Source organism: Hyphomicrobium sp., from assembly GCF_035548195.1.
Taxonomy (GTDB): domain Bacteria; phylum Pseudomonadota; class Alphaproteobacteria; order Rhizobiales; family Hyphomicrobiaceae; genus Hyphomicrobium_B.
This window is the reverse complement of sequence record NZ_DASZTY010000024.1, coordinates 1-16,633: the sequence shown is the minus strand read 5'-3', so window position 1 is coordinate 16,633 and position 16,633 is coordinate 1. Positions and strand designations below refer to the sequence as shown.

General features: G+C 58.5%; 15 protein-coding genes. 5 read left to right on the top strand and 10 right to left on the bottom strand.

What is annotated here, in order from left to right; all coding sequences use genetic code 11:
- Positions 1-36: 36 nt before the first annotated feature.
- From prmB to VHB22_RS08540, 7 genes are all read right to left on the bottom strand, one after another.
- On the bottom strand, positions 37-969 hold the full coding sequence (gene prmB, locus VHB22_RS08570; RefSeq protein ID WP_325456551.1) for a 50S ribosomal protein L3 N(5)-glutamine methyltransferase: 933 nt from the start codon (positions 967-969) through the stop codon (positions 37-39).
- Between the two features lie 16 nt (positions 970-985).
- Positions 986-2,089 carry a fatty acid desaturase gene (locus tag VHB22_RS08565; protein ID WP_325456550.1) on the bottom strand — a complete coding sequence of 368 codons (1,104 nt, stop codon included), beginning with the start codon at positions 2,087-2,089 and terminating at the stop codon, positions 986-988.
- A 239-nt stretch (positions 2,090-2,328) separates the two neighbouring features.
- Positions 2,329-3,615 carry a DUF2541 domain-containing protein gene (locus tag VHB22_RS08560; protein ID WP_325456549.1) on the bottom strand — a complete coding sequence of 429 codons (1,287 nt, stop codon included), beginning with the start codon at positions 3,613-3,615 and terminating at the stop codon, positions 2,329-2,331.
- A 450-nt stretch (positions 3,616-4,065) separates the two neighbouring features.
- Positions 4,066-5,208: a thermonuclease family protein gene (locus VHB22_RS08555; protein ID WP_325456548.1), complete on the bottom strand. Its 1,143-nt coding sequence runs from the start codon at positions 5,206-5,208 to the stop codon at positions 4,066-4,068.
- A 117-nt stretch (positions 5,209-5,325) separates the two neighbouring features.
- Complete coding sequence (cydB, locus tag VHB22_RS08550; RefSeq protein WP_325456547.1) at positions 5,326-6,342, bottom strand: cytochrome d ubiquinol oxidase subunit II; 1,017 nt, start codon at positions 6,340-6,342, stop codon at positions 5,326-5,328.
- 5 nt (positions 6,343-6,347) lie between these two features.
- On the bottom strand, positions 6,348-7,751 hold the full coding sequence (locus VHB22_RS08545) for a cytochrome ubiquinol oxidase subunit I (protein ID WP_325456546.1): 1,404 nt from the start codon (positions 7,749-7,751) through the stop codon (positions 6,348-6,350).
- A 90-nt stretch (positions 7,752-7,841) separates the two neighbouring features.
- Positions 7,842-10,181, bottom strand: coding sequence for a protein kinase domain-containing protein (locus tag VHB22_RS08540; protein ID WP_325456545.1), 2,340 nt, complete (start codon positions 10,179-10,181; stop codon positions 7,842-7,844).
- Between the two features lie 144 nt (positions 10,182-10,325).
- Between VHB22_RS08540 and VHB22_RS08535 the strand changes: the two genes are divergently transcribed.
- The 3 genes from VHB22_RS08535 (at position 10,326) to VHB22_RS08525 (ending at position 12,727) form a co-directional block, all read left to right on the top strand.
- Entirely contained in the window at positions 10,326-11,045 is a 720-nt protein-coding gene (locus VHB22_RS08535) for an FHA domain-containing protein (protein WP_325456544.1), read from the top strand.
- A gap of 103 nt (positions 11,046-11,148) precedes the next feature.
- Positions 11,149-11,931: an FHA domain-containing protein gene (locus tag VHB22_RS08530; protein WP_325456543.1), complete on the top strand. Its 783-nt coding sequence runs from the start codon at positions 11,149-11,151 to the stop codon at positions 11,929-11,931.
- A 7-nt stretch (positions 11,932-11,938) separates the two neighbouring features.
- A complete protein-coding gene (locus tag VHB22_RS08525; protein ID WP_325456542.1) occupies positions 11,939-12,727 on the top strand; it encodes a PP2C family serine/threonine-protein phosphatase in 789 nt (262 codons plus the stop codon).
- Between the two features lie 72 nt (positions 12,728-12,799).
- Here the strand turns inward: VHB22_RS08525 and VHB22_RS08520 are convergent, their stop codons facing one another.
- Both VHB22_RS08520 and VHB22_RS08515 read right to left on the bottom strand, forming a co-directional pair.
- Positions 12,800-12,991 (bottom strand): hypothetical protein, encoded by a 192-nt coding sequence (locus tag VHB22_RS08520; RefSeq protein WP_325456541.1) that lies wholly within the window; start codon positions 12,989-12,991, stop codon positions 12,800-12,802.
- 240 nt (positions 12,992-13,231) lie between these two features.
- Positions 13,232-13,942, bottom strand: coding sequence for a hypothetical protein (locus tag VHB22_RS08515; RefSeq protein ID WP_325456540.1), 711 nt, complete (start codon positions 13,940-13,942; stop codon positions 13,232-13,234).
- A 237-nt stretch (positions 13,943-14,179) separates the two neighbouring features.
- Between VHB22_RS08515 and VHB22_RS08510 the strand changes: the two genes are divergently transcribed.
- A complete protein-coding gene (locus VHB22_RS08510; protein WP_325456539.1) occupies positions 14,180-14,650 on the top strand; it encodes a VOC family protein in 471 nt (156 codons plus the stop codon).
- A gap of 74 nt (positions 14,651-14,724) precedes the next feature.
- Here VHB22_RS08510 and VHB22_RS08505 read toward each other — a convergent pair whose 3' ends face one another.
- Positions 14,725-15,945: a cyclic nucleotide-gated ion channel gene (locus VHB22_RS08505; protein WP_325456538.1), complete on the bottom strand. Its 1,221-nt coding sequence runs from the start codon at positions 15,943-15,945 to the stop codon at positions 14,725-14,727.
- A gap of 268 nt (positions 15,946-16,213) precedes the next feature.
- Here VHB22_RS08505 and VHB22_RS08500 point away from each other — a divergent pair.
- Positions 16,214-16,633 (top strand): formate--tetrahydrofolate ligase (locus tag VHB22_RS08500; protein ID WP_325456537.1); only part of this gene is annotated, 420 nt, incomplete at its 3' end.

Below are 16,633 nucleotides of genomic sequence, written 5' to 3'. Positions count from 1 at the left end.
GACCTGACGCAGCGGAGTTGTCCGGCGCGTCTTGTTTCAGGATTTTCGTCTTGTCCGCGCCGGTTTGAAATCGGATGCGGTAAGCGAAAAGACCTCGTTGCAGCTCGATTCGGTATCGAGCCAGAAAAACGGCAGATCGGGCCGCGTTGCTTCAAGCCGCTCCTGCCCTGTACCGATCTCGACGACCAGGCTCCCGTTGGCCGATAATCGCTCCGGCGCATCGGCAAGGATGCGTCGCACGAGATCAAGACCGTCCACACCGCCGAGGTGTGCGAGCTGCGGCTCCGCGCGATACTCAGGCGAAAACGCCGCGACTTCTTCGGCCGCGACGTAAGGCGGATTTGAGATGATGAGGTCGTACGTGACGGGACGAAGCCCGTCGAATAGATCGGCGGTAAACAGACGTATCCTGTCCTGCAATCCGTAATCCTTGATGTTATGCTCGGCGACGGCAAGCGCATCCGCCGAAAGATCGCTCGCATGGATTTCCGCCTTGGGAAAAGCGTCCGCCGCTAGGATCGCAAGGCAGCCCGAGCCCGTACATAAATCGAGCACGCGCCGGATCGCCGTGGCATCGTCTATGACAGAAGCAAGAGCATCCCGAGCCAGCAGCTCGCCGATGAATGATCGCGGTACGATCACGCGCTCGTCGACGTAAAATTTATAGCCTTGAATATAGGCGCGGTTCGTCAGGTAGGCCGCAGGTTTCCGCGTTTTGATACGTCGCGATAGAATGGCGTTGATCGCCTTGCGCTCGTCTAAGAGCAATCGGCAGTCCAGCCACGCGTTGATGTCATCGATCGGCAGGTCGAGCGTCGAAAGAATGAGAAACGCGGCCTCGTCAACGGCATTGTCGGTCCCGTGCCCAAAAACGAGACCGGCCCGCGTCATTGCCGTCACAGCATATCGCAACCAGTCGCGAACGGTAACAAGCTCATGCTCCACGTCCTGCCGATCGTTCTCCGCCATTGCGCAGAATCCACAGTCATGTGGCCCGAGGTAACTCATCGAAGCGGATCAGGCGACGCTCATTTTCGTCCCAGAGTTTCAGCCGTGCGCACTTCAAACTGTCGCGCAGCGTCAGCTTGTTGATCGCCTTCAGTTCCGGACTCGCATTGAGACACGCCATGAGCCGGTAGTTGGGGATCATGCTGTTCAGATGATGAATGTGATGCAGTCCGATATTGCCTGTGAACCAGTTCAACAGCGGCGGCAGCTTATAGTAGGAAGAGCCCAACAGCGCAGCCACTTGGAAATCCCAGCCTTCTGCCTTGTCCCACGTCGTTTCCTCGAACTGATGTTGGATGAAGAACAGCCATCCGCCAGCCGCCGCCGCGATATGTAGAACCGGCAGCCCTACCCAGAGAACGTTAGCAAGACCAAACCAATAAACGAGCGGTAGGTAGAACGCGACGAGCGCGACGTTGAGCCCGGCGACGCTGCGCCAAGTCTCGCGCGGCGGTAGCGCGTGTAGCCACGGCAGGCGCTGCAACAGAACGAAATACGCAGGGACACCGATGCCGAACAGAAACAAGGGATGCCGATAAAGCCGGTAGCGGACCTTTTGCAGCGACGAAAGCTGCAGATATTCTTTGACCGTGAATGTGTCGATATCGCCGGCCCCGCGCCGGTCCAGATTGCCCGACGTCGCATGATGTTGCGCATGTTCCCGTCGCCACACGCCATAGGGCACCATTGTCAACACGCTCATGCATCGCCCGACGAGATCGTTGAGAGCCCGAGAACCAAAGAAGGAGCCGTGCCCGCAATCATGTTGGATGATGAATGCGCGAACGAGAAGACCCGCCGCGGGAACGGCGAGGAGAAGCGTCGCCCAGTAGGCATGTTCCACCGTCGCGAACATCGCCGCGACAACGAGCACGAGGGGGACCAAGGTCGTAACAAGCTGTTGTACGGCTAGGCGGTGCACTGAGCCGCGATAACGCTGACAATGTGCTGCCAGGCGACGCACACGCTGCTTCTGCGTTTCGGGCATAGACTCCGGCTCGATAACCGTTCCCAGTCGCTTATCGCTCCGAAGGTCGGCACGGCTCTCCGCACGAAGCGGCGGCTTGAGACTGAGGTTCAAGATGTGGGTCCCCCGTGAGTGGCGTCGAATATGGTCCACCGGCCAACGTCGGTTAGCATATTCATTCTGGCTCGCGAAACGGCGTTGACGGTGTGATCGGTAGAAACTCGTGTGTTACGCGTCGTGTTCGGAAAAAGCGGACCAGGCTCAGGCAGCCGCTGGCCGGGATTATTAAAAAAGGAGCCGGTTTTCCGCCGGCTCCTCTCAGTCGTTGTTTTTGTGTCATTTGTATGGATGGCCTAGTGCTTGCCCCAAATCTCGACGATTGCGGCGCCTTTCCCTTTGGCCGAGGAATCGAAGAACCGTGACCGGTATCGCGCTTCGATATGGTCGATCGGCTGGCGACGCTTGCCCTGGAGATCGATCGGCCCGTATGTGCCGCCGGCATCGACGCGCGTGCGGATCGGGATCGTCTCATCGGAGCCATCGGCATAGATGACCTTGATTTCGTTCAGAGTGATTGCTCGGTCTCTCACGGTGACCCTAAGGCGCCGGAAGCCGCCGACGTTGCTCGCAACCGGGATGATGTCCTTATCGAAACCGACGAAACCGGCGGTCTGGGCCCCAAGCAGCAACCAACCTTGATTATACTTGCGGCCTTCGCCGTTCGGCCCGAGCCATCCGGGCGCATATCGCCCGAAAACTTCAATGCGCGCCTGACCGTTGAAATTCGGTCGCGAGCGATAGACGAGCTGAATTTCCTTGATGAAGCGATCACCCCGAAGGTCGATCCAGCTCGTTCGCGAATTCTTAGGAATGTCGGCGTTGACAGCCAGCGTATCGCTTTCGCCGTTGTTGTAGACGACCTTCATCTCTTTGATGTGAATATCGTTGTCGAGCACGCGCAGACGAATCTTAGCGAACTTGCCAACTTCGTTTCCGACGCGAATGACGTCGCGGTCCGTCAGAAATCCGACGTATTGGGCACCAAAGAGCACATCGCCGCCGGGTGTCGCCTGGCCGGGTGCCGTTGGAGTCGCGATCGGCACCGTCGGTTTGACGGGAAGGTCGGAGCGGTCATCCGACACCAGATGTTCAGAGCGGTCCGGCCTGCCCGAATATCGTCCTTCGCCCTCATAGCCATTGCGATCCATACGGCGTCCGTGGGGGCTTTGAATGCCGATGATCTGCAGTCGGCCGCGGCCGTAGCCCGGTTCCTGAGTGATCTTTATCTTATCGATAAATTTGCTTTCGTACGTCGGATTGATCGGCCGGCTCCGCTCGCCCCAATACATGTCGATCTGGCGATCCTCGTTCCAGACCGAACCGTCGCTATAGACGATCTGCACGCGCCGGACGTCGAAGAGCTTGCCCATCGCATTCTTGATGCGAATGCCCTTGTAGGCGCCCTTAGCTTGGCTGACGTCGATCGTGTAGTGATCAAGCGAAAGATCGACGTCGGTTTCGGCGATGAGAATGAGCTGATTCCGGTGCTGCCAATGATGGTGCCGGCGGCGTGCCTCGGCGTTCGACAACAAGCTCATTGCCAGGACCGCGCACAGCCCTAGAACCAGTCTTCGAAACATAACAAAACCCCTCTGGTTACTGACGCGCCCTTGCCCCGACGAAGGCGCACTCTAACGGCGCAGAACTGAAAAGGCAGCGGGCGGAGGGGTTTTCACAGGGCTTGGAACGCGTTCCGATGAAAGCCTGATGTGAATCTGCAACACAGACTTTGTGTCTATAGCTCCGATGTTTAGTAAACCGCCAAAAGCGGCATTCTTGGCGTGCGGGCGCTGTGAAGAACGGGGAAAAGCGAAAATGTCAGTTGCAATTCCGCCAGTCGCTCCGGCGAAAGAGGCACATCTTGACAACAAAATACGAATCAGACCGCGCGCGAACTTGAAACAGAACGGATGCTGAAGTGTATTGGGGCAAGTAGAGCTTTGGCGCCGTTCCACATACCCCCATAGCGCGCTGGTTCTATTTTCGCCCGCGGTCTCCCCCGGCCGCGGGTTCTTTGTGTCTGCTGCCCATTACGATCGGCTCGAAAGCGTAAAGCCCGCAGCTCTCGCCTCATCCTCGCTGCAGAACCAGCGTCCCCCGCGGTCGGTACGAACTTTGGTCCGGCTGTAGCCCGCCGACCATGGCAACGCGTAGTATTTTGATGAAGCGCGCACGACACCTTTGATCGGACAACCGTCTGGAGCTGTCCGGGCCGCATCCTGCCATTGCTGATCGCGCCATTCCTGTGGACGCTGCACCTTGCCCTGCCAGATACCTTTCTTGGCGGCCCGCGCCGCGTCCTCCGTTTCATTCAGTTGGCCGAAGAAAGACCGCACGGCAAAGACATAGCCGTGTTGAACCAACGCCTTTGCCACATCGGTCTGCCCGATGCGGCAATCGGCGAGCACATAGCCTCTGTTGTCCTGGCCGGATGGCGTGCAGGTCAAGTTGCGACCACGGACAATGCGGGCCAAGCCTGATCGTGCGACGGATGCGCAGTTCCAGCGCCGGCCGTTAGCACGATAGCAGGGCTGCCCGGTGGAGGGCGCCTCAATGCCGTTGATGCGGACAAGCGTACCGTCGACCTTCATCAGGTCGCCCGCAATTGCGAGCGCTCTCCCGGAAATGTCGGTGCTGACCGTCACGGGCTTGGCAGCCTCGGAGGGAATGTCCGCAACGGCGACGCCATCAGCGCTCCGAAGCATGGGCCCGCCGATGTAAATCAAACCCAATGCAACGAGCGCCACTATCACGTGATGCGATTTGATCGGAAATTTTTCAACGAAGTCCGGCCACCGCTGCATCTTGTCTCGCGCTGCACCGATAGGCACGCGGAAAGCTTTTGCGAGTGGCGCCAACAGCGTGGCGAACGCATCCGAAAATACGGCACCCAAAAATTTCGCCCAACGCACCGCGACGAGAAACGTCGCGGCAGCGAGATCGAGCAAGGCTTCGACAATAAATGAGAGGACCTTGGAAAATTGCGATCCGACATACGACGCGCTGGCCCGCCCGGCTTCAGCGCCCGCATCGGCAACGTGCTTCACCTTTTCGATGGCTGCAGCGCGCGCATCTTCAACCCGGCGTTGCCGGTCTGCGCGTCGCACGAGCACCGTGGTCCGCACGTATTCTTTCCATTCGAAGCCTTCGCTACGCCTCCGCCAGCCGAACATTTCCCGCAACCTCCCACACGACTCGCGCGCAAATATTTCGTACGAAGTATGGCAGCCCTTTGTCTCGCAGGCGCGTCATCGCACATTGTGAAGCGGCGACGAAGGTTGCGACGGCTGTCAGTGATAGCCTTCGCCGGCGCGGACTTTACCCCGGAACGTCCAATACACGAAAATCGTATACCCGAGGATGATAGGCAGAAGCAAAAGCGTCCCGATCAACATGAACAGTTGCGAACTTGGAGCCGCGGCAGCTTCCCAGACGGTCATTGCACCCGGAACGAGATATGGCACGTTGGAAATCAACAGCCCGACAAATCCCAACAGGAACAGGGCAACGGCCGCGACGAACGGCTCCGCATCACGGCCAATATTTTCGATTCCGTGCCAGCAACGGTACGCAGCATAGAGTGTCAGCAGAGGCACCGGCGCGAGTAATATAATGTTTGGCCACGAGAACCAGCGGTCCGCAATGCGCGGAACGGAATAGGGCGTCCAAATGCTGATGATAGCCGTTGCAAGAAGCATGAGCGGTAGAACGATCTTTGCGGTGTTGCGAGCCCAGTCCTGCAAGTCGCCGTCTGTTTTGTAGATGAGCCATGTTGTGCCGAGCAGCGCGTAACCCGCGACAAGGCTGACGCCGCAAAAAAGCGCAAACGGCGTGAGCCAGTCGAATGTCCCGCCACTGTAGCGGTCCCCGTCGACCGAAAGCCCCTGCAAAAGTCCTCCGAGCACCACACCCTGCGCGAATGTCGCGACGAGCGCCCCCCATGAAAAGGCAAGATCCCAAAATTCCTGCTTTGGCTTGGCGACCCAGCGAAATTCGAAGGCGACGCCACGAAAGACAAGGGCCAGAAGCATCACGATGATCGGAATATAGAGGCCCGACATAACCACGCTGTAGGCTTTAGGAAAGGCCGCCAGAAGCCCGCCGCCACCGAGGACAAGCCACGTCTGGTTCCCGTCCCAGAACGGCGCGATCGTGTTCATGATCACATCGCGCTGCTCTTCCCGCCGTTCGAGATGAAACAGGATGCCAAGTCCGAGTCCGAAGCCGTCGAGGATGACATAGAGCGTAACGGCAACGGCAAGGATCGCGGCCCAGACGAGCGGCAACGCATAAGCGAGCGTATCCATCGATGCTATTCCTCCGATCCAAGCGCGCTTCGGGTCGCACCTTGCGCGGCAGCGAGCGGATGGGCGCCGACGGAAGGATCACCCTCGGGCGAGATAGCTTTTCCTTGCGGACCTTTCTCTATCAATCTGTTGATGTAGAGAATGCCCATCGAGAACACGCTCGTATAGATGAGTACGAAAAGGATGAGCGTCGTCAGAACAGCGCCAAACGATACGGGCGACGCCGCGTCAACCGTCTTGAGGATGCCGTAGACCAGATAGGGCTGTCGTCCCGTTTCGGTGACCCACCATCCGGAAATGATCGCGATAAACCCGAGCGGCCAAGCATAGGTGAGCGGGGCCAGGTACCATGTCGCTTCGAACAGCTTACGGCGCCACCAAAGATACGCGCCGGTCAATCCAATGGCGATCAGCAGAAGACCGATGCCGACCATCACGCGAAACGCGAAGAAGATCGGCAGTAGCGGTGGTCGCTCATCGGGCTTGAAATCCTTTAGGCCTTTGAAAAGCCCATCAGCATCGTGCTTGATGATGAGACTACCGAGGTGCGGAATACCGACCTCATAGTCGTTGGCTTCTTTTTTTGCGTCGGGCCACGCGAACAATACCAGCTCCGCCGGTTTGCTGCCGTCCCAATGCGCCTCCATCGCAGCAAGCTTAGCGGGTTGATGCTCAGCGGTATTCAGCCCGTGCGCGTCGCCGATCAAAAGCTGCAACGGCGCGAGAACAGCGACCATTCCTAGCCCCATGCGGAGCATCGTCTTCGATTCTTCGACAAAGCGATTGGCAACGAGATAGCGCGCACCGACAGCTGCGACGACCAGCGATGTGGTCAGGTATGCAGCCGTGAACATATGCGCGAAGCGGTACGGAAAGCTTGGATTGAAAATGATATGGAGCCAACTCACCGGATAGGCGATGCCGTCCTTCATCTCGTATCCAGCCGGCGTTTGCATCCAGCTGTTAGCGGCGAGAATCCAAAATGCCGAGAGCGACGTTCCGGCCGCGACCAGAATGGCCGCCAGGACGTGCAGATTAGGTGAAACACGTTCCCATCCGAACAACATAATCCCGAGAAAGGTCGCTTCGAGGAAGAACGCCATCAGCACTTCGTAGCCCATCAGCGGGCCAATGATATTTCCGGCGACGACCGAAAAGCGCGCCCAGTTGGTGCCGAACTGATAGGAAAGAACGATGCCGGACACGACGCCCATCGCGAATGACACCGCAAAAATCTTCGTCCAGAATCGTGCGAGTCTGCGGAAGCGCTCCTCCCCCGTCATTCGCCAGCGAACGAGAAGCGTCGCGATGAAAGCCGCGAGCCCAATCGAGAAACTTGGGAAAATAATGTGAAAAGTTACGGTAAAGGCGAATTGGATACGCGCCAGCAAGATGGCGTCCATGTCCATTACGAAGCACCTCCATCGATTCGGTCGGCGAGAGCATAATGCCGTTCTGCCCAAAAGTCGCCAACGGTGCGCGGCGCACTTCGAATGGAATCAATTTTTCTGTGCAACCTGGGAATCGGAAGGCTGCCAGAATCGAACAACGCCGTCCTTTCCGCCGGTAAGCAGCGTGCGTCCGTCGTTCGTGAAGGCAACAGTCATAGCGCCTGTGCCGATGCCCGGCAGCGTGCGAAGTTGGCGCGATCGCTTCAGGCTTCGCACGCGCACGACACCATCTTCCGAAGCCGAAGCGAGAAGTTCATCGAAGCTCGACAATGCGAGCGACGTGATCCGGGACTTTTGACCGAGGAAAGTGCGTTGCAGCCGATAAGAATTGAGCGACAGGATTTTGACTGTGCCATCGAGCGTGCCAGTCGCAAGCAAAGAGCCGTTCGGCGAAAACGAGAGCGCCGAGACGAAATCGCTATTGTTGCGGTAGATACGCCGAACGTCGTGCGCGGCGGTATTCCAAATCCGGATAGTCCGATCCGCGCCTCCGGAGGCCAGCCAATCGCCTGATGGAGAGACCGCCACCGCCTGCACCGCGTTCTCGTGCCCTTCGAGAACCGCTTCCGGCGTGGTCTCGGAGGACGTTTCCCAAAGCGCCACCGTCCAATCATGGCTCGCCGCCGCGACCCGGTCCTCCGAACCGACGAACGCGACAGACCAAATTCGCGCATCGTTGCGCTTGAAGCGATAGAGCCGTCGTTTCGTATCGAGATCGTAGATTGCGACGGCGCCATTCGCGTGTCCCGTCGCGACGCGATTGTTGCGCACCGCTAGCGACGTCGCAGGTCCATCTTCGAGGGTGATGATACCGCTGGCCTGATGCGAATCGAAAGACCAGATCCTGAGTTCCGGCGTCCGCGAGGCTGTCACAATCAAACGCCCGTCGCCGTTCAGCGCTAGCTGTTCGATCGCTCCGTCATAGGCCTTTATCTCTGCGGTCTGCTTGAGTGCAGGTTCAGCGGAGGAAGCCGTTGGCCCAATAGCACCCGTAGTGATGTTAGACTCGTGCACTTTTAGGAGCTGCGGCAGCCGGTCGTGGAAGGCAAAGCCGAGTCCTGCCAGCGCCAGGGCGACGATCACGCGTGATTTGAGACCGCGCGTCAGCGGCTTGCGCCCGACGTCCGGCTGCGGCCGAACTTTCGGCTTCGAGCGTAGTTTTTCTGCGGCGGGCCGGCGTGCCGGAAGCGGAGCGGGAAGCTTGTCCTGCGCCTTCTTCCTTTCGGCCTTTGCTTTTTCCGGTTTGCGCTTTTCCGCAACGGGCTGCTTTTTCGACGCGGGAAGCTTCGCGGCAGCGGGTGGCGGCGGTACCTCAGCTCCGACCGGCGGCTTCAGGGACTCGACAAAATCGAGAAGACCGCCTTTCGGACCCGGAGCGTCGGGCGGCGGTGGAACGGCAGTATTGATGATCGCCTCTGCGGCCCGCTGTTCTTCCTCTTTCCGTCGGCGAACCTCGGTCTTGTCCTTGAAGCGTTGAAAAATGCCCGGTCTCTCGGGCTCCGGTGCGAGAAGCGCACTGCGCCAGACGGCCACCGACTTCGGACGGCTATCCACCGCTAATGCGAGCGCCTGCTGAACGGCGTCGAGAAACGTGCTGCGATAACCCCCAAGTGCCGCTTCGCGCACTGGCACCATCTCATCCTTCAACATGCGCGAAGGCGAATCGGGCGGCCGCTTGCCTGTTACTGCGTGATAGAGCGTCGCCGCGAAGGCATAGATGTCTGTCCACGGCCCCTGCTGCCGGCTCGTCTCGGCATATTGCTCGTACGGGCTGTAGCCGGGTTTAACGAGCGCCGAGACTGTCTTGGTTTTCGAGTGCGCGGCGATATCGCTGCGCGCCGCTCCGAAATCGATCAGCACCGGGTCGCCTGAATTCCGGATGATGATGTTGTCAGGTGCAATGTCCCGATGCAGGAAGTCAGCGTTGTGGATAACTTCCAGCGCATCGAGCAGCGGACCGACGATCGCGTCCAGTTCCTTTTGGCGCGGGGCGCGGCCAAGGTTCTTCAGCCATGACTTGAGGCTTTGACCTTCCTCGAAATGCAGCACCATGTAAGCGGTGTTGTTCGCACGGAAAACGCGATGGACCTTGACGATATTGCTGTGGTTGAACTTGGCGAGCGTCTGCGCCTCGTCGACGAAACGATCGAGGCCCCAATCGTAGTCGCTTCGACAGCCCTCCGAGCGAGGCGTCGCTTCGAGGTTCTGCAACCGTGACGCGAAATCGCTTGGAAAGTATTCCTTGATGCTGACGAGACGCGAGAGCTCCGGCTCTTCCGCAAGATAGGTGACGCCAAATCCGCCCGCCCCGAGAACGCGCACGATTTTGTAATCGCCCGCGAGTTCCGTGCCATCCGGTAAAGCGACAAGTTGCGTCATGATCCCCATGCGCGTGTTCGCGCTTGCGGTTGTTCAATCCTTACGCTGGCGTGAGAGAAACCAGCCCGACCACCCTTGTCTATGCTTCGCTCGCATGACGCAAGAATATGGCTTCTCGACGGGCAATGAACGTTGGATGAATAAATCCTGGCGGTGTCGCTTTCCAGCCATGTTGCCGCCGACATCTTGACGTCTGATTCTGCCAGCGCGATTTGGGCACAAATCATGATCGCCGGGCACTTGCGAACAGGCATATGGGCGATTGGAGCATTCTCGGCTCTCATCCTCTTCTTTCTGTCTATGCATCCGGCTCATCATCTCGGCGGCGATGCGATGGAAGCCGGTGCGCAACTCGTGCGCGGAATAAAATTCGCGATTCTGCAGGGATACAAGGTGGCTCCGGCACTGATGCTGGGATTGGCATTTGCAATCGGCTTTCCGCTGATTGCGCTCGCCTCGCCAATCATTCGCACCGTCAGCCTGTCAGCCGATGCAACGCGGCGCTACAGACCGGGAAAAAGTGAAGATTTCCAGGCCGAAGTGGATGGCGATCAGGAGGCTGTCCGCAGCGGACATCCCTTTGTCGAGATCCCGGCGGAAAAAGGAGTAATGCGTTGTCCAATTCCGCACGACATGCTCCGGATCGGCCGTGAGGACGACAACGACATTCGCATCGCAAGTAGCGCTGTCCATCGTTATCACGCCGCAATTTATCGCGAAGACTATAACGACTGGCATATCGCCGATTTGTCTGGAGTCGAGGGCAACGGTTTGATCGTCAACGGGCGCCGCTGCTGCGAGGCTCGCCTCAACGACGGCGATCTTATTCAGCTGGGTCCTGGCAAACTCCGGTTTCACCTCGGGAATGCCTGAGTTCCGTAAATAGTCGTCCGCACGAGTTTCAGTTCATGCGTTTCATAGCGAATCCGCCGGCACGGCAAACTCCGTGCACGCCAAACCATGAGGAGACTTCAGAATGGCCATCGAGCATGGCGAGACGACCGTTGGCAACGAGGCGAAAGCCATGAAGCCGCATAAGTTCCTTGGCTCGCTACGCGACGCGCTGATGGCTGCCGGTCGCGACGACACCCCGATGGAGACTGCAATGCCGGCAAAGCCTGTCCAGCCTGCAAAGATGTCTGCGGATGAACAATCTCCCCCGCCTTTACCTCCCAAGCCGCAGAGCCTCAGCGCCGAGGAAGCGGCAAAACTCGCCCGCACCGCTCCCGAGCCGAAAGCGCCGGAGCCGGTTCTCGTCGAGAAGGACGCAGATATCCCCCCGACGACGCGGGTCGTCAGGCCCGAAAACCGGGCTAAGAAGCCCGAACCCCCGATCGAAGCACCTGCACGCACCGTCCTTGTCAGGGGACGCCAGCAGATCGAACGCGGCGTTTTCGAACGCGACCCCGTCGTCGGATTTCTGGTCGTCGTCGGAGGCCCTGGCCTCGGGTCTTACAGGCCCATTTTCGAGGGCAATAACACTGTGGGCCGCTCAGCCGATAACCGCATCCCCCTGGATTTCGGCGACGACGCGATCTCCAACGAGGCACAGGCCTATTTGCGCTACGATTCGAGCGATCGGTCTTTCCTCTTTGTGCCAAATCTTGCTAAGACCAACGTCGTGTCCGTGAACGACAAGCGACCGGCGGGTCCTGTGCCGTTACAGCCGATGGACGTCATCACGCTCGGGCGCACGCAAGTCGCATTCCTGCCGTTCTGCGGAAGCGAGTTCGACTGGTCCGAGATTTCCGAAGCCTAAGGATCGAATGCCGCCGTTCGAGCATGCAGTCGCCGCGACGCGCGGAGCCCGAGACTACCAGGAAGACGCTGCCGCGTTCCGTCCGGACGGCGGCGAACCTGTCCGGCTGTCGAGTGAAGGTCCGGGCTTTGATCTGAGCGGATTCGCCGTTCTCGCCGATGGCATGGGCGGTCATGCTGGCGGCGCGCTTGCGAGCCGTACAGTCTGCGAGGAATTTCTCGCGGCCGTTGCTGACCACCCCGGCACCTCGGTTGATCGCCTGATCGCGGCGCTCAAGGCTGCCAACAACGCAGTCGCGGCAAAGATCTCGGAAAACCCGTTACTCGCCGGCATGGGCTCGACGCTAATCGGTGCCGCGTTCGGTTCGCACGGGATCGAATGGGTAAGCGTTGGCGATAGCCCCCTGTTTCTCTTCCGGCGCGGCGAGGTCGCGCTGTTGAACGAAGACCATTCCCTGGCGCCCGAACTCGATCGCATGGTGGCCGAAGGCAAGCTGACGGAAATTGAAGCACGCCGCGATCCGCGCCGCCATATGCTGCGCTCTGCCGTGACTGGCGAAGATATCGATCTGCTCGACGTGTCACAGCGCCCGCTCACGCTCGAAGCCGACGATTACGTCGTGCTTGCAAGCGACGGCATCGCGACGCTCGATCAAAACGAAGTCGCCCGGGTCATCCAAGGCTACGCCAGCGACGGTGCCGCCGCGGTTGCGAAGGCGCTTATCCGCGCGATCGAGGCCGTGCGAGAGCCCTACCAGGACAATGCGACTGTGCTCGTCGTGCGGGCCGTCGGCTAATCGCCCAATCGCTCCATAAAAAAGGGGGCAGCGCCGAAGCACTGTCCCCGAATTCGTCCGCTTCAGACGAAATTACTTCCACCAGCAATGGCGATGGCCGTGACGAATAACGCAATGCTTGTGACGATGATGATGGAACGTCGTTTGCTGCACGAGTGTCGCGGTGTCGCCCGCATGAACGCCAGCAAGCGTGACGGCATTCGCCGCACCCGTCGAACCAAGAGCAAGCGCCGCGAAAGCCGCTGCGGCCAAGATCGTCTTCATGTGTTGTTCTCCTCGAGCGAGCAGCAAGCTGGTGCAACTTGCAAACTCTGTTGCATCGCGTCGGACGCAACGGCGGCACACTTTCTTTAAGTCCCACCCGTGCCAGTGCCATGCGTTTTATCGACGGTAGCGAACCTAAGCAGTTTCGCATCCGTGAGGGTACTTACCCTTCCGTAAAGTAGATGAACGGCATTCGATTTTCTCGGTTCGAGCGCCGACATTATGATTCCGTGGCAATCGTTATCGCGCATTTTCGTCATCGCTCTTCGCGGATTGCCCAGTCGTCGAATACATCGCGATCGTGCCGTTCTGGAATGAGCGCGCGTCGTAAAACCGGAGTTCGGAAGAAAAGTTCACCTGGGCGGGCTTCGACGGCCATATCCGATCCAAAAATCCGAATTCATTAGGCCGAGCTTCATCGGCGATCAGCTTGAATTGATAGACGCCTGGTTCATGAATGAGCTGATCTGGTTTTTCCGCTGGCGATTTGGGATAGAAGAGCACCGTTTGTGTACGGCTCGCTTTTCCAGCAATCGGAATGGGCGCGAAATGCTCGAACCCGGCGCGAGCTTTATCCATCGTCCACCGCCCGAAGTCTGCGGCATAGAAATGTTTTGTTTCCTTCGTCTTTGGATTTGTAGCCTGCAACTCCATCGATAAGATCGTGCCCGTGCGGCCGCCGTCGTTCAGGATCGTCATCGGCACTTCGATGACCTCGAAATTGCTATTCTGGTAGGGTGAGCTGTATTGCGTCACGGGCGGCACGAAGATTTTGACCTCAGGCCCCTTTAGCGAGCTATCCCAAAGGCTGTAACCGGAAAAAACGAGAGCGAGTGCGGAAATCGCTGCCGTGAACTGACCGCTGCCACCGCTGGTGGCGTGCCCGCTTGCCTCGATAGCAAGCGCCGCAGGATCATCCTCGCGTCTGCGCCGTAAGTTAAGCTGCGCCATGATCGAAATCCCCCAGAAACGGTATCGCGAAGTATCCCACCCGCGCCGAAAGCAACCAGCCCGAACGCCCGCCGTCAAGAGACGCCGAAATGACGAAGCGATGTCTGCCCCGAATTGCGCGCCGTCATAAATATTTTCGCCGGAAGTCGGAAATCCGAACCGTTGTTCGTCTTTATCTAAGACAGGGAGGAATCCCGCTTGTCGCATCGCGACGTGCATAAAGGAGGTAAAGGAGCCATGGCCGTCAAACCAGTTCCGGAAGGACTAAGTACCGTAACGCCTCACTTGATTTGCGCGGAGGCAGCAAGCGCGATCGATTTTTACAAAAGAGCCTTTGGCGCCCAAGAGATGTTTCGACTTGATGGCCCCGATGGGAAAATCATGCACGCCGCTATTCAAATCGGAAACTCCCGCGTCATGCTCGCGGAAGAATCGCCGAAATGGCATGCATACGGCCCAAAATCACTAAATGGGACGCCGGTCACGCTTCATTTGTACGTCGAAGATGCCGATAGTTTCGCGCAGCGCGCCGTCGACGCGGGAGCGAAACTGGTGATGCCCGTCTCGGATGCGTTTTGGGGTGACCGTTATGGCCAGGTCGAAGATCCGTTTGGCCATCGCTGGTCAATCGCGACGCACGTTCGCGATATGACTCCCGAGGAGATAAAGAAAGCCGTTCCGACCGACATGGAATGCGGCTCTACATAATCAACATCGCTATCGCGCTGAATAGGAGAGCGTTCGAGACAGGATTGCTCTCCGCAGCGGGCTCCAATGCTAAATCAGCCGCTGGCCATTGCCGCGACTCGTGCCAGATCTGCAGTATCGGACTGCAGCCGCTCTGCGAGATCGCGAAGGTGCGAGGCAATACGCGGCTTCGCCGCCGCGAGCCTGTGAAAGTCTTCACGCTGCAGCTTCAGTAGACGGCATTTCGAAGAGGTGACGATATCGCTGCGATTGAGATCATTACCGAGCATCGCGGCGATCCCGAAAACGTCGCCAGCACTGTAGGTTTGCGGTCCACCATCACCGTTTTCGAAAACCTTGCCGGATGCGATGAAATACATTGCATCGCCAGGTGCACCCTTGCGGATCACTTCGACATTCGGCGGGAAATTATGCGCCTGCAGAAGCGGCATGATCTCGGCCGCTTCCTTTGCGTCGAGTCCGGCTAAAAGCGGCACGCGCGACATTAGCGACCACGTCACGACGAAATCCCGACGATGGAGTTCTTGAGCGAACCCCGTGGATATGATGGCGACCGGCAATGCGAGAATGCAAAGCCCAACGATCATCGTCAGTCCACCAACAAACTTGCCGAGCGCAGTCACGGGGATCGTGTCTCCGTAACCGACCGTCGTCAGTGTTGCGACAGACCACCAGGCGGCGGCGGGAACGCTCCCGAACTTGTCAGGCTGAGCTTGCCCCTCGATATAATACATCAGCGTCGATGAGAAGAGCAGCGCGGTGGCGAGCAACAACGTGGCGCCGAGCAGTGCCCGCCGCTCGTTGGACAGCACACGGATCAATGTGTACATCGCGGGCGAATAGCGCGACAGCTTGAGAAAACGCAGCAACCGCAGCGTCCGCAGCACTCTGAGGTCGACGGCGAAGAACGAGCTGAGATAGAAGGGTAGAATCGCGAAGAGGTCGATCAGAAGCGAAGGCCGTCCTGCAAATATCAGTCTCGCTTTTGCCGTAGGCATTTTTGAAAGATAGGGAACCTCGACCGCCGTCCAAAGCCTTAACGCATACTCGACGGTGAAGATCGCAACCGAAAAAACTTCGAAGTCGTAAAGCCAAGGTTTCCATTGTGCTCGGATCGATGGAACGGTCTCGGCAACGAACGCCGCGACGTTCAATAAGATCAGTGTGACGATGAAAGCATCGAAATAACGGCTTGCCCGGTCTTCGCCGTGCCCCATCTCGATGATTTCATAGATGCGTCGCCGTCGCGTTTTTGCGCGGTGACGTGTTGACAATCGCGCGGCTTTGTATTGCAAGGCGGTCCCCGTATTCGTCAGCCCATGCTGGCACCCCATCGCATGATAACGGCTTGCGTATGTCGACGCTCTCTTCGCGAACGTTTGCAAATGGGGATTCGCTGTCGCACGACGCGTAACGGCGGGATTTATGGGGCGCTCAGAGCTGGATTTTTGGACGCAGGCGCTTGGCGTCCGGCTTGCGAAAGTCCAATATCCCCCGCCAACCCAAACGCCGCGACTGTGAACATCAGTCGCGAGAAACAATATTTCTTCGGAGGAAGTGCCAGTGTCTGTCAAGACCGACATTGAAATTGCGCGCGAAGCAAAAACAAAGCCGATTGCAGATGTGGCGGCCAAGATCGGCGTACCTGCCGAAGCTCTCATTCCCTTCGGTTGGACGAAGGCCAAAGTCTCCTTCGACTACATCAACAAGATTCAAGGCAACAAAGACGGCAAGCTGATCCTGGTGACGGCGATCAGTCCGACCCCTGCAGGCGAAGGCAAGACGACCACGACTGTCGGCCTCGGCGACGGTCTCAATCGCATCGGCAAGAAAGCCATGATGGCACTCCGCGAACCGTCGCTCGGTCCGTGCTTCGGGATGAAAGGCGGCGCGGCGGGCGGCGGCTACGCGCAGGTCGTCCCGATGGAGGACATCAACCTGCACTTCACCGGCGACTTTCACGCAATTACCAGCGCTCACAAC